Source organism: Enterobacter cloacae complex sp. 397G4 (assembly GCF_050031515.1).
In the GTDB taxonomy this organism is placed as follows: domain Bacteria; phylum Pseudomonadota; class Gammaproteobacteria; order Enterobacterales; family Enterobacteriaceae; genus Enterobacter; species Enterobacter hormaechei_C.
In genome coordinates this window covers 2,428,901-2,441,983 of record NZ_JBLGWE010000001.1, presented here as the reverse complement: position 1 = coordinate 2,441,983, position 13,083 = coordinate 2,428,901, and the positions used below count along the sequence as shown (strand labels likewise).

15 protein-coding genes and 2 pseudogenes are annotated in these 13,083 nt (G+C 52.3%); 9 read left to right on the top strand and 8 right to left on the bottom strand.

Annotation, left to right across the window (positions count from 1 at the left end):
- Positions 1-89 precede the first annotated feature (89 nt).
- The 7 genes and pseudogenes from ACQG1Y_RS11830 to ACQG1Y_RS11800 all read left to right on the top strand — a co-directional run bounded on the left by ACQG1Y_RS11830 (position 90) and on the right by ACQG1Y_RS11800 (position 3,840).
- Positions 90-1,019, top strand: a complete 930-nt coding sequence (locus tag ACQG1Y_RS11830) for a LysR family transcriptional regulator (RefSeq protein ID WP_193360842.1) — start codon at positions 90-92, stop codon at positions 1,017-1,019.
- A 63-nt stretch (positions 1,020-1,082) separates the two neighbouring features.
- The gene (locus tag ACQG1Y_RS11825; RefSeq protein ID WP_003857131.1) at positions 1,083-1,349 is read left to right on the top strand and encodes a DUF1778 domain-containing protein; all 267 of its coding nucleotides are present in this window, start codon (positions 1,083-1,085) and stop codon (positions 1,347-1,349) included.
- Positions 1,337-1,822, top strand: a complete 486-nt coding sequence (locus ACQG1Y_RS11820; RefSeq protein WP_003857133.1) for a GNAT family N-acetyltransferase — start codon at positions 1,337-1,339, stop codon at positions 1,820-1,822. Before ACQG1Y_RS11825 ends, ACQG1Y_RS11820 begins: the two co-directional genes overlap by 13 nt.
- 181 nt (positions 1,823-2,003) lie before the next feature.
- Positions 2,004-2,320 (top strand): annotated as a pseudogene (locus ACQG1Y_RS11815) (ISNCY family transposase); the annotation flags it as partial.
- A 1-nt stretch (position 2,321) separates the two neighbouring features.
- A pseudogene (locus ACQG1Y_RS11810) lies at positions 2,322-2,471 on the top strand (ISNCY family transposase); the annotation flags it as partial.
- 277 nt (positions 2,472-2,748) lie between these two features.
- Positions 2,749-3,195 (top strand): DUF3290 domain-containing protein, encoded by a 447-nt coding sequence (locus tag ACQG1Y_RS11805; protein ID WP_014069654.1) that lies wholly within the window; start codon positions 2,749-2,751, stop codon positions 3,193-3,195.
- A 9-nt stretch (positions 3,196-3,204) separates the two neighbouring features.
- The gene (locus ACQG1Y_RS11800) at positions 3,205-3,840 is read left to right on the top strand and encodes a DUF421 domain-containing protein (protein WP_015570517.1); all 636 of its coding nucleotides are present in this window, start codon (positions 3,205-3,207) and stop codon (positions 3,838-3,840) included.
- Positions 3,841-4,023: 183 nt separating this feature from the next.
- On the opposite strand, the gene ACQG1Y_RS11795 is transcribed toward ACQG1Y_RS11800, so the two are convergent.
- The 3 genes from ACQG1Y_RS11795 to ACQG1Y_RS11785 form a co-directional block, all read right to left on the bottom strand.
- Complete coding sequence (locus tag ACQG1Y_RS11795; protein ID WP_185855161.1) at positions 4,024-4,569, bottom strand: NUDIX domain-containing protein; 546 nt, start codon at positions 4,567-4,569, stop codon at positions 4,024-4,026.
- Between the two features lie 68 nt (positions 4,570-4,637).
- Positions 4,638-5,930, bottom strand: a complete 1,293-nt coding sequence (locus ACQG1Y_RS11790) for a glycoside hydrolase family 28 protein (protein WP_048973861.1) — start codon at positions 5,928-5,930, stop codon at positions 4,638-4,640.
- A gap of 104 nt (positions 5,931-6,034) precedes the next feature.
- Positions 6,035-6,793: a DeoR/GlpR family DNA-binding transcription regulator gene (locus ACQG1Y_RS11785; protein WP_045341969.1), complete on the bottom strand. Its 759-nt coding sequence runs from the start codon at positions 6,791-6,793 to the stop codon at positions 6,035-6,037.
- Between the two features lie 86 nt (positions 6,794-6,879).
- Between ACQG1Y_RS11785 and ACQG1Y_RS11780 the strand changes: the two genes are divergently transcribed.
- Both ACQG1Y_RS11780 and tam read left to right on the top strand, forming a co-directional pair.
- Positions 6,880-7,464, top strand: coding sequence for an NUDIX domain-containing protein (locus ACQG1Y_RS11780; RefSeq protein WP_017382349.1), 585 nt, complete (start codon positions 6,880-6,882; stop codon positions 7,462-7,464).
- Between the two features lie 84 nt (positions 7,465-7,548).
- Complete coding sequence (gene tam, locus ACQG1Y_RS11775) at positions 7,549-8,307, top strand: trans-aconitate 2-methyltransferase (RefSeq protein ID WP_032669878.1); 759 nt, start codon at positions 7,549-7,551, stop codon at positions 8,305-8,307.
- Between the two features lie 6 nt (positions 8,308-8,313).
- Here tam and ACQG1Y_RS11770 read toward each other — a convergent pair whose 3' ends face one another.
- The 5 genes from ACQG1Y_RS11770 to ACQG1Y_RS11750 form a co-directional block, all read right to left on the bottom strand.
- Positions 8,314-9,504: a cytochrome c biogenesis protein/redoxin gene (locus tag ACQG1Y_RS11770; protein ID WP_063659845.1), complete on the bottom strand. Its 1,191-nt coding sequence runs from the start codon at positions 9,502-9,504 to the stop codon at positions 8,314-8,316.
- Positions 9,505-9,639: 135 nt separating this feature from the next.
- A complete protein-coding gene (locus ACQG1Y_RS11765; protein ID WP_032653580.1) occupies positions 9,640-10,935 on the bottom strand; it encodes an ATP-binding protein in 1,296 nt (431 codons plus the stop codon).
- Positions 10,932-11,672 carry a response regulator gene (locus tag ACQG1Y_RS11760; protein WP_048973863.1) on the bottom strand — a complete coding sequence of 247 codons (741 nt, stop codon included), beginning with the start codon at positions 11,670-11,672 and terminating at the stop codon, positions 10,932-10,934. Before ACQG1Y_RS11760 ends, ACQG1Y_RS11765 begins: the two co-directional genes overlap by 4 nt.
- Before the next feature lie 44 nt (positions 11,673-11,716).
- On the bottom strand, positions 11,717-12,712 hold the full coding sequence (locus ACQG1Y_RS11755; protein ID WP_368740415.1) for an alpha/beta fold hydrolase: 996 nt from the start codon (positions 12,710-12,712) through the stop codon (positions 11,717-11,719).
- Between the two features lie 134 nt (positions 12,713-12,846).
- On the bottom strand, positions 12,847-13,074 hold the full coding sequence (locus tag ACQG1Y_RS11750; protein ID WP_265187980.1) for a GNAT family N-acetyltransferase: 228 nt from the start codon (positions 13,072-13,074) through the stop codon (positions 12,847-12,849).
- Positions 13,075-13,083: the final 9 nt, after the last annotated feature.

Here is a 13,083-nt window from a genome sequence, read left to right as displayed (position 1 = left end):
TAAAGATGGCTTTTACAGGGCGGAAGGCGCACCATTTGCACTTTATCGTTGCACGAAACGCCTTATCTGAATGAACAGGAATGAGCGCTATGACCGATCCTGATTTTAATTTACTGATTGCACTAGACATATTGCTGAGCGAAGCGAGTGTCGCAGGTGCCGCCCGTCGGCTGAATCTCAGCACCTCGGCCATGAGCCGGACATTAAGCAGATTACGCGACGTTACAGACGACCCGATCCTGGTGCGCGCCGGGCGTAGCATGGTACTGACCCCGTGGGCCGAAGCGACCCGGGATCGCGCCAGGCGTGCAGTGCACGAGGCGAGGGCGGTATTGCAGCCCTCAACTGAAACGTTCAGTGCGCAAAGTCTGGCGCGTCTTTTTACCATCAGGGCAAACGATGGTTTTGTGGTGGCGTTTGGGCCTGCGCTTATAGCGGCTGTGGCCGATGCCGCGCCGGACGTCTGTATACGCTTCGCGCCTAAGCCGGAAAAAACGTCGCGCTATCTTCGGGAAGGGCTGGTTGATCTGGAGATTGGCGTCCAGAGCAATATGGGGCCTGAAATACGGCTGCAACGGTTGTTTGAGGATCGGTTTGTGGGCGTCGTGCGTAAGGGACACCCGCTGGCTAAGCAGGCAGAAATAGGCGTGAAGGATTATGTCGCCTGGGGCCATGTGGTTGCGTCACCCGAGGGCGCGTTGCATGGATCCGTTGACGATGCGCTGGCCGAACTGGGGACAAAACGTAAAATCGCCAGCGTCGTACCGGGATTTCCGACGGCGCTCTCCGTGGCGCTGGAATCGGATCTTATCGCCATGATACCCGCGCTCTATTTACTCAATCAGCAGGTAACGGACCAGGTACATCTGTTCGAGCTGCCGTTCAAAGGCCGTCGTATTACGGTATCGCAGATGTGGCACCCAAGAATGGAACGCGACCCTGGTCACCGCTGGCTGAGAGAGCAAATTCTTGCGATATGCGGTGTGGAGAGGTCAGACATGATTAAGGGTTCTGTATAGCGATTGCTATACACAGCGCTTATGCTATGCTTGTAAAGCAATTGCTATACAAGAGGTATACCTATGAAATCAGATGTTCAACTCAATCTCAGAGCCAAAGAATCCCAGCGGGCGCTTATCGATGCCGCCGCAGAGATCCTCCATAAATCACGTACAGACTTCATTCTGGAGATGGCCTGTCAGGCAGCCGAGAATGTGATCCTCGATCGACGTGTATTCAATTTTAACGATGAACAGTATGCAGAGTTCATTGACATGCTCGATGCCCCGGTCGCGGACGATCCTGCCATAGAAAAACTGCTGGCAAGGAAACCTCAGTGGGACGTGTAACAGCACCAGAGCCCTTATCCAGCGTCCATCAACTGGCGGAGTTCGTCAGTGGAGAGGCCGTGCTTGACGAATGGCTAAAACAAAGAGGTCTGAAAAACCAGGCGCTCGGCGCAGCCCGAACGTTTGTCGTTTGTAAAACGGGCACGAAGCAGGTCGCGGGATTTTACTCTCTGGCTACCGGCAGCGTTAACCATACGCAAGCGACAGGTAATCTGCGGCGTAACATGCCGGATCCCATTCCCGTGATTATACTTGCCCGTCTGGCTGTGGATGTCTCGTTACGCGGAAACGGGTTGGGAGCCGATTTACTCCACGATGCGGTTTTACGCTGTTATCGGGTAGCTGAGAATATCGGGGTGCGGGCGATTATGGTTCATGCACTCACTGAGGAAGCCAAAGCGTTTTATATCCACCATGGTTTTAAAGCTTCGCAGACTCAGGAACGGACACTGTTTCTCCGGCTTCCCCAGTAGAGGCAAAGGGAGGGGGGTAGGATGCGATGGGCTTATCTGACGAGGGATAGTCTTCATAATATTTAATTTAACATAATATACATTATGCGTACTAAGGTTGTAACAGCAAAATTGTAATGTCCGTTCTGGGATAAGGATAAGTTAAGTGTACATCACATAGATTCACCATCGAGGGATTCTGATGACGGCACACGCAGCGGAGTTTTTCACTATGGACAAAGTTAACCGACTCAAAATCATTCAGGACGTTGTCGTCCAGCCTCTGACCACACTGATGGCCGCGCAGCGCCTTGATATTTCAGAACGCCTTCTGTTGCGTTACAATGAATCTGGCCCACTGGGTATGGCTGGCCGTCGTCGCGGGAAACCCGGCAATAATCAACTACCGGATGGTCTTGCCCGGTACGCATTCAATATTATCCGCGAACGCTATACTGACTTTGGGCCTACGCTGCCAGCGAGGAACACAAAGAACTGCACGATGTTCACCTGTCAAAATATTGGGAAGTACATTGAGGTCTGGCATTACCCGGATGGCCGGAAAGAACTCAGGCTAAACGGAGTCATCCTTCCCTACTCCACTTATAATCGTATTCAGGAAATTGATTAGGCTGCTATCGTGGACAACAAGCGCCTCGGGCAGATTCCTTAGTTTATTAAGCTGGTTCAGGACAAACGTTAGAAGATTATTTATACTCTGAATTCTTTTTCCGGTAGTGAGTGACCTGTATGGAAGAATGATAAATGCCCGACATGAGCGAAGAACGGAAGTTCTGAATGCTACTAACATTGAGATGCCTTGAGTCATAACAAGCAAGTCAACATAGTTGGCTTAAGGATAATGATCAATTTCAGCTGATAACTAATAAATGGAAATGTTTTACTATAATAAAATGTGGTTTTGAGGGGTTAGGGATTGAACTTATATGAAATTTTATAGCATAGATTATCTACAAATGCAGTCTAATATCAATGACTATTTAAAATACATAGTTATATTTAGTACTTTATTTATCTTGATCGTTGTTTTTAGCCTGTATATGCGTCATCGCCTGCAAACCAAATATCGTGACTTAACAATCATAGTTTTCTTGTTTTTGCTCTTCATTTCTGGTGTTCAGTATGCTGATTATACTGATAGTCAAAATATACATTCTCAATCCTCGCAAATGGTTAATTTTGTTAGGCTCCTATCACAAAAAAAAGATGTGAATGTAAATGCTATATTTTCCAGTTCCGTACAACTCTCTGATGGCATTATCGTTAAAATTAGTGATGTTTTTTATCGCGTCAATTTGAGCCCAGATCAAAAAACATACAATTTAGTAGAGGTTTCGTTAGTAAACCCAGAAATAGAAATCATAACAAACTGAGGTGTGGAAATGATAATTTATTTACCTATCATAATAAAGTTGGGCCTGGGGATACTGTGTTTAATTGTTCAAATAAATCTTATGGGAAAAGGAAATCTGGCCCCCTCATCTGCAATGGACCAGGTTCAAAACTATGTGCTGGGGGGAATTATAGGGGGCGTAATTTACAACGAATCTATATCGGTTCTTCAATTTATTCTGGTACTAATCATATGGACTCTTTTGGTCTTCGCTCTTAAATTCCTGAAGGAAAACAATCGATTAATTAAAAGGATAATTGATGGGAAACCGATTACCTTAGTACACAATGGCAGTGTTAATGTTAAGGAGTGTTTACGGAATGGTGTTTCTGCAAATGATCTAATGTTCAAATTAAGAGCAAATGGAATTTATGAGATAGAACAACTAAAACGCGTCGTTCTCGAACAAAATGGGCAATTAACCATCATACAAAGTGGCGATGAAAATATACGCTATCCAATTATAGTGGACGGTTTGGCCAACCATGACCTGCTAGAAATCCTTAATAAAGACAGTGAATGGTTAGAAACTGAAGTTACAAAGAAAGGCTTCAGTAAAATCAGTGAAGTATATTTAGGTGAGTACTTGTCAGGTAGGATTAATTTATACGGATATGAAAAATAACCTCCAAGCAATAACACCATTTTATCAGGATGCAGCCATTTCTGGTGTGCCTCCGCCTGAGAGCATTGACATTAACGTCCGCTCCTGGCACAGAGCAAATATTTGAGCTTTTCGCTGCCCCGGGCATCTGAACTTGGCTTTGACAATGATGTGGAGACTCAATATTAATCTAAAACGTTATGATTAAGAGAACATATTTTTTGTTCTCGCCAGCAGGAATGCCGTAACTGAGGTGGCGTCAGTGATTTTGCCGTCACGTATTAATTGAGCAAAGGCACTAATTTTAATTTTTTTCACCGTCAGGCCGTATTCTTCCTCCTCCAGTTGCTGGCCGGTAAATGTCAGCTCCGTGGCAAGGTAAATATGATAACCCTGGGCTGAATAACCCTGTGCGAGCTTTTGATAACCGACGTACTCCATTTTCCCGGCGCTTAACCCGGTTTCTTCTTTAAGCTCGCCTCTGGCAACGTCTTCAGGTGCAGCGTCGCGAGAACATTCCCAACTTCCCTGAGGGAGTTCTGTGGTTCTCTGGCCCAGAGGGTATCGGTATTGTTCAACCAGATAGATTTCATCATTCTCAACCGGAATGATGACCACGAAATCATCTTTTTCAATGACGGAATAAAGCCCCTCGCTCCCATCGGCTCTCAGAATCCGGTCTTCCTTTAGCGACATCCAGCGGTTACGATAAATCTGTCTCGATTCCAGTGTTTTCATCTCTTTCTTCACGGTAAGCCCCTGATTTCTTTACTTGTAGCTCTCTAACAGTAACGTTAACGCCTTCACCGTGCAATACATCAACGCTCATAACTGTCGTTACGGTCTTGCGTGTTCTCTACGGCAGTCACCTGCACATCCTTAAAGCGCAACCCATCCACACCGGAAATTTTCCCGAACTCTGACGCGTCAATCAAAATTCCGTCCAGCGTTAACCCGGTCACAGGACGCTCCGGATACCCCTCAATGAAAAATGCACGCGAGAAATATTTGTTGTCTGAGCGATGCGCCGACATATTTTTAATCGTCAGTCCGCTGACCGCAGTAAGACCGGCTTCGCCCTCAACACCTTCAGCCAGCTTGCGCCAGTGTTCTGGTTTATCAGATAAATTTCCCCGGTCGCCATAGCTGTACTGCGGAAACCAGTTCAGCTGGATCAGCACCGGGAAACGTACGTCCGTAAGATGTAAATTTTGGACGGTGATATCACGGATAAATCCGCCCCGGTTGCGGGCCGACTTAATGCGAAACCCGACGCCCGTACCGTTAAACGCGTTATCTTCTATCAGGACGCGTTCAATGCCGCCTGAGGTTTCGCTCCCCAGCGTGATCCCGGACCCCTTATTCAGCGTACAACCGCGAATCACTATATCCCGTGCTGTACGTGCTTTTTGCGCCGCTTCGCGTCCTCGTCCTGATTTTATGCAGATATTGTCGTCATTACAGGAAACAATGCAGCGTTCAACCCGCACCTGTTCACAGGAATCGATATCAATCCCGTCGGTGCTCGGCCCCGCAGAATTGCTGATTTTCACGCCCTCAACCGTGATATGGCGCGAATAACAAAGGTGCACGTTCCAGAATCCGGACTCCCGACTGGTAAAATCACGCAGCAGAATGCTCTGGCTTTCAAAGACCAGAATATTGCGCGGGCGCTGACAGTCGTAATCAACCACCCAGCGCAATCCTCTGGCGCTGTAATCGCCGACCATGCCGCTGCGCTCGTCATCGCCCCAGAAGCGTCGCCACCAGATAACACCCTGCCCGTCTATCGTACCTGTACCGGTAATACTGACGTTTTCACAATCGATGATATTAATAATGCCTGCCGGCCAGCGCATATCAATGCCGGCCACCCGGGTGTTTATCAATGGATAATCAGCCAGATCCTGGCTTCCAACGAGCTGTGCGCCAGCGTCCAGGCAAAGCGAAACACCGCTTTTCAGAAACAGTGCTCCGGTCAGAAAACGGCCTTGCGGAATAACAATGACATCGTTCTGTTGAGCGCTATTTATGGCCAGCTGAATGGCAGACGTTGACAGGCGTTGCGCGGTTGGGTCCGCGCCGCACGTCAGAATGGAGACCGCTTTCATGGCTTGTCCTTAAACAGATGAAAGCCTTAGTCTAGAAATCCGCGTGAAGGATAACCTTTGTCTGTTTGACAGCCACGCGGTCAGGCTGGCAAAAAAGCAGATATTTACTGGCTTGCGATCACCGCAACGCCCTTTTCTTTCAGAGCGCTCACCCAGCGTTCATCCGTTGTGTTTTCAACAACCAGCGTATTCACCAGCGACAGGTCGCCAATCACAAACGCCGAGGCCGTGTTGATCTTTTCCGGTGAGGCCAATACCACCGTTTCCGCCGCTCTGCCGGAAAATGCACGTTTGATGCACGCTTCTTCATAATCTCCGGTGGTCAGCCCGGCCTCAGGATGGACGCCAGTGACCCCCATGAAGAACAGATCCGCATGAATATTATTGATGCCTTCAATAGCGGCCGCGCCGACCGTGACGATGGAGTGTTTATACAAACGACCACCAATCAGGATCACCTCTATGCATGGATGGTCGACCAGCCCCAAAGCGATACCCGGGCTGTGCGTCACCACGGTTATCCGTAAATCGGGTGGTAAGAACGTAATAAGTTCGGAGGTGGTCGTCCCGCCATCAATGATCACCACCTGCCCCGGTAAAATGAGCTGCGCGCCTCGCCGTGCCACGCGTTTTTTTGCATCCATTTTAACGGACTGACGCTCGGCAAAAGGCGCAATCGCTGACGATGCTGGCAGTGCACCGCCGTGAACACGCTGCAAACGCCCTTCTGCCGCCAGTTCACGTAAATCCCGGCGGATAGTGTCCTCAGACACCGAGAAAAAGAGGCTGAGCGCAGTAGACTGGACCTGACCTTCCGCCTCCAGTTTTTCCAGAATCAACTGTTTACGCTGGCTTGTGAGCATGAATTATTCCTGTTGCTGCACGATATGCCTTGTATTTGCACGATAGTGCTGTTTATGATGCTTACTCTACGAGAGGAGAGCCAAACGTGCAATCAAAACGTGCAGATATACGCATTATCAACAGCGAAACGTTGTCCGACAACTGGTATAACCTGAAAAAATACACTTTTGACCTCCAGCGCAGCGATGGCGACTGGCAGCGACAAGAGCGTGAAGTGTATGACCGGGGGAATGGCGCGACGATCCTGCTCTATAATCGCGACAGCAAAACCGTCATTCTGACGCGTCAGTTCCGTTTCCCGGTGTTTATAAATGGTCACGAAGAGGATCTCATTGAGGCGGCCGCCGGGTTGCTCGATAACCTTGACCCGGAAAGCCGGATTAAGGCCGAAGCGGAAGAAGAAACCGGGTATAAGGTGACGCGCGTAGAGAAAATTTTTGAGGCCTATATGAGCCCGGGCTCGGTTACCGAGAAACTCTACTTCTATCTGGCGGAATATCATCCGCAGGATCGGACCAGCGCGGGCGGCGGCGTTAAAGCAGAGGGAGAAGATATCGACGTACTGGAAATGACGCTGGACGACGCGCTTCGGGGCATTGAAAATGGGCAGATTGTCGACGGAAAAACCATCATGCTGCTCTATCACCTGGCCCTCAAAGGCATTTTATAATCTCACCATTAGCCAGATACCTGCCCCGGCGCAGGTATTTGCCTGTGCTATTCTTGCTGAACACCTCAACATGGAGATGCGAAAATGGCCGACTGGGATCCCTCTCTTTATCTACAGTACAGCGCAGAACGAACACGTCCCGCCGCTGAGTTACTCGCCCGGGTGCCGCTTGCTGACATAACCTCTGGCGTGGATTTGGGCTGCGGGCCAGGCAACAGCACCGCGCTGCTGAAACAGCGCTGGCCTTCTGCGCAGATCGCCGGCGTGGATAACTCTCCGGCCATGCTGGAGGAAGCCCGACAGGCCCTGCCAGACTGCCACTTTGTTGAGGCGGATATCCGGCACTACAAACCTGACCAGCCGCTCAGCCTGATCTACGCCAACGCCTCACTGCAATGGATCCCGGACCATTACCACCTTCTGCCACACCTGGTTTCACTGCTCCAGTTAAACGGCGTGCTGGCGGTGCAAATGCCTGACAACTGGCTTGAGCCGACGCACGCCCTGATGCGTGAAGTTGCCTGGGAACAGGGCTACCCCGATCGTGGCCGCGAGCCATTGCCGGGTATCCATGCCTACTACGATATTCTGACGGAAGCGGGATGCGACGTGGATATCTGGCGCACCACTTACTTCCATCAGATGAGCTCTCATCAGGCGATTATTGACTGGGTCAGCGCTACAGGGTTACGCCCGTGGTTACAGGAACTCAACGAAAGCGAGCAGAAAAACTATCTGAAACGCTACCTTGAGCTGCTGGAAGAGCAGTATCCGCTCCAGGAGAACGGGCAGATACTGCTGGCTTTTCCGCGCCTGTTTTTGGTGGCTCAGCGGGTTCCGTAAGCCGGATCAGGAACGCGCTTCCTTGAGCAACTGCTGAATCACGGCCTCCTGCTTGTCATAGCTCCCCTCGCCAAACGCGGTGTAACGCAGTTGCCCTTTCGCATCGAAATAGTAATGTGCGGGCCAGTACTGATTTCCGAACGCGCTCCAGATTTTGTAGTTATTATCCGTCACTACGCGGTACGGCAACTGCCATTTGTTGACCGCGTTTTTCACCGATGATAACGGCTTTTCCCAGGGGTATTCCGGGGTGTGGACGCCAATCACCACCAGACCTTCAGACTGATATTTCTTCGCCCAGTCACGCACATGCGGAAGGGTATGCTGGCAGTTGATACAGTCCCAGGTCCAGAAATCGATAAGCACAACTTTCCCACGCAAGGCCTCAGACGTGACAGGGTCACCGTTAACCCAACCCGTACCGCCGCTTAATGACGGTAGCTGGCTGCCCGGCGTCGCGTCAGCGACCGGTTGCAGTTTCACCTGCGTGGAGGTTGGTTGCGCAAGGCTCAACAGGGCGTTTTCCAGCTGGTCGGCAACACCGTTGGCGCCTTTCAGGGCTGAGGTCATTCCGCTGGCGTTGAACGCAACGGCGGCTAACATCATCACTCCCGCTCCCTGACGCAAACGTGCCATCAATGCGGATTTGGCTCTCAGAGGGGTTATCAGCTTACGGCCCCCCGCGACAAGCAGCCCCAGCATCAACGCGCACCCGCTGCCGTAAGCGGCTAACAGCGCTCCGGTTGCGATGGCCGAGTGGCCCGCAATATTAATGCTGAAGATCGCCCCGAGAATCGGTCCGGCACAGGGGGACCACAGCAGCCCAACGGCCAGCCCTGCCAGAAAAGCCGAAACCAGACCGCGTCGCTGCATGCTGTGGGTATTGAGAACGTTTCCCGCGCTGACCGCCGGGCGGGCAATGCGCTGAGCGAACTGCGGGAAGATCAGGGCCAGGGCGGCAATGCTCAGTACCAGCAGCGCAATCCAGCGACCGATAACGGTGGCGTCAGCGATCCACTCGCTGGCAACCGTTACTACCATCGCCACCAACATGAACATCACAATCATTCCCGCCAGAAGCGCCAGAATGTGTTTGCGCTGCCCCTGAAAGCCGGCGAACAGCAGAGGAATGACGGGAAGCGTGCACGGACTGAGCAGACTAATCATGCCGCCTAAAAAAGCGATTATCATAAACATAACGACCTCACGATACGGTTGCTGCGAAGATGCAGTGAGGTCATTTCATCGTACGAATGTGTTCAGGCCGTGTTTGAAAAGCTGGATTTTGTCTGCCTGCGTATCGGCGCGGGGTGCAGATACACAGGCGTACAATTAACCGCGCGGAAGGATCACGCTTACGGCCAGCCCTCCCTCTGCCCGGTTTGCAAGATGCAATTTCCCGTCAAGCTGGGCGGTGAGCTGCGCGGCAATGGCGAGGCCTAACCCGGTGCCGCCCGTTTCCCGGTTGCGCGACGTTTCAACCCGGTAGAACGGCTGTAACACCGCCTCCAGTTCTGCCTCCGGGATGCCAGGGCCGTTATCCATAATGCGGATCGCTACCTGCCTTTCATTTTCATCAATCTCTATTACCGCGCTATCGCCAAACTTCAGCGCATTATCGAGCAGATTGGTCATTACCCTGCGCAATGCCTGGGGACGAGTGACGATCGGCAGACGCGCATTGCGTGCATGAAACTGCACGTTTTTACCAATGTCCTGATAATCACTGGCGATGCTGTTAACCCACGCATTCAGCTCCAGCTTCAGCGTGGTCTCTTCCAGAGATTCTGATGACCGGGCATAGGCAATCCCCTCCCTTACCAGGCGCGACATATTATCCAGGTCGCTCAGCAGCTTATCGCGGAGTTCGGGCTGATCCGCCATTTCGATCCGCAGCTTCATGCGCGTGATGGGCGTCTGGAGATCGTGAGAAATGGACGCCAGAATCTGCGCGCGTTCACGCAGATAGGTCTGTATCCGCGACTGCATCTCATTAAAAGCGTGCGCTGCCTGGCGCACCTCAACCGGACCTTTTTCAGTCATCGGAGAATGGGCCGCAGGATCGAGGGAATCAACCGCGCGCGTGAATTGCAGGAAGGGCCGGACAACCTGGCGCACGGCAACCCAGGAGCAGAGCGCGACAAGTAACAGCTGAAGAACCAGCACCACGGGCAACCAGCTGGCGACAGGCGGCATGCGCGGGATCAGATCGATGGTGAGCGGTGCGCCGTCGCGGAGCGTCAGATGGGCCTGAATATGGGAAATCGGCCCCGGAACGGCCGTAAAACGCAGCGGATACTGGGAAGAAAGCGTCTCTTTCAGGGTTCGGACCGCATCGCGCGAGCGTTTATCCGTTGGTGCTGCGCCTGGCTCGCCCGGACCAAGAATATAACGATAATTACCGCGACTGAGGCGTTCCAGCCACTCTGGCCGCTCTTTGGCCGGAAGCCGGTCGAGAATGGCCACGCTGGTCGCGACGTCGTTCTCCAGATTGCCCAGCATAACCGTGCGCGCACTGCGCATTCGCTCAACCATGACCAGCGTCAGGCTGAGCGCGTTAGCCAGCAACAGCCCGAGCAGCACAATGATCAGCAGCCGGGCCAGTAACGTGCGGGGCCACAGCGTCATTCATTGGCCTCGACGATGGTCACCGGCATGGTAAAAACGTAGCCCTCGCTGCGTACGGTTTTAATGTAGGCTGGCGTGCGGGCATCTTCATTCAGGCGCTGTCGCACGCGGCTCACCAGGAGATCAATCGAACGTTCAAACAGCTCGGCGTCACGTCCCTGCGTCAGGTTCAGCAACTGGTCGCGGGTCAGCACCCGTTGAGGATGGTCGAGGAATACGCGCAGAAGACGGTATTCCGCCCCGCTGAGCGCCACAATCAGTCCCTCGTTATCAATCAGATGACGCGCCACGGTATCCAGCTGCCAGTCACCGAACACCACCAGACGCCCTGCCTCGGTGACCTGAAGATTAGGCGGCATAGTGCGAAAACGACGCAGGATGGCTTTAATACGTGCCAGCAGCTCGCGGGCCACAAACGGTTTCACCACGTAATCGTCCGCGCCCATCTCCAGCCCCAGGATCCGGTCCGTGTCTTCATTGCGCGCGGTAAGCATCAGGATCGGCAGATCCTTATGCCTGCTGCTGCGCAGCTGTCGACACAGCGTCAGGCCATCATCGCCGGGCATCATCACGTCCAGCACCACCAGGTCGATATGCTGTTTGTCGAGCACCATGCGCATCTCTTTTCCGTTCGCCGCACCAGAGGCGTGATAGCCGGATTTCACGAGGTAATCGACAATCAGTTCACGAATATCCCTGTCGTCATCGACGACAAGGATGTGATCAATATGCTCCACCGCAGGCTCCTGATTAAGAGGTAACGGATTGAAAATAGCACATATCAGAGCTTATCCGCGTCGACAACTGCTTTAACAAAGTCCTGCGGATCTTCCTGCGGCGGGTTGTGGCCCACCGTTGCGCCGAAAGTACGGTGCTCATATTTTCCGGTGAATTTCCCCGCATAGGCTGCGGGTGCAGGATGTGGTGCCCCGTTGTTACCGCCCTCGATGGTGATGGTCGGCACCGTAATGTTCGGCAGCTTAGCCAGCTTTTGTTCGTAGGTGTCATATTTCTGCTCCCCCTTCTCCAGCCCCAGACGCCAGCGGTAATTACTGAGCGTGACGGCAACGTGGTCCGGGTTATCGAGGGATTTGGCGCTCGCATTGAAGGTGGCATCGCTGAATTTCCAGTCAGGCGAAGCCTGGGACCAGATCAGCCGGGCAAAATCGTGCGTATTTTTAGCATAGCCTTCCGCACCGCGCGGCGTGGCGAAATAGAACTGATACCACCACTGAACCTCTGCCTTCGGCGGTAAAGGCTGTTTGCCAATCGCCTGGCTGCTGATCAAGTAGCCACTCACCGAGACCAGCGATTTCACGCGTTCCGGCCAGAGCGCCGCAACGATATCCGCCGTACGCGCCCCCCAGTCATAACCGGCAAACACCGCCTGTCTGATATTCAGGGCGTCCATTAGGTTAACGATGTCTTTTGCCATTGCCGAAGGCTGGCCGTTTCGCGGCGTTTTATCAGAAATAAAGCGCGTGGTGCCGTACCCGCGCAGGGACGGCACAATGACACGATACCCTTTCGCGGCCAGCGCGGGGGCCACTTCAGCGTAGCTGTGAATGTCGTACGGCCAGCCATGCAGCAGGATCACCGGTTGCCCCTCTTTTGGCCCGATATCGACGTAACCGACGTTCAAATCGCCAGCGTTAATCTGTTTAACCTGGTTAAAAGCCGACGCGTAATCCTTACCCGTCGCTTCTGCCTGACAGGACATCACGGTGCCAAGTGAAACGGTCAGGGCGACGGCTGAGTATGCGAGTTTATTAAACATGATGTTATCTCCGGGTGAGTTCAGTTGACGGAGATATATCACCATGCGTTTGTATAGGAGATGTGTGCGGATGCGGCTTTATTGCATACCTGTGTATGTATCACAGACGCAGATACAGTGTGATACAAACCCGGTTAAGGGGTGATTCGGTACCGGACGTAATCGTCGGCTTCACCATAGTGGTCATACAGCTTACGCGCCGGATTGTGCAGGCGGGTTACCCAGTAGAGTTTTGACCACCCTTCCCGCTTACCCTCATCGATCAGGGCGTCGATAAGCGCTTTACCCGCCCCTGCGCCACGTTCGGCAGCGTCAACAAATAGATCTTCCAGATAGGGGTAAGTTTGGATATCGAAAATTATGTACGTTAA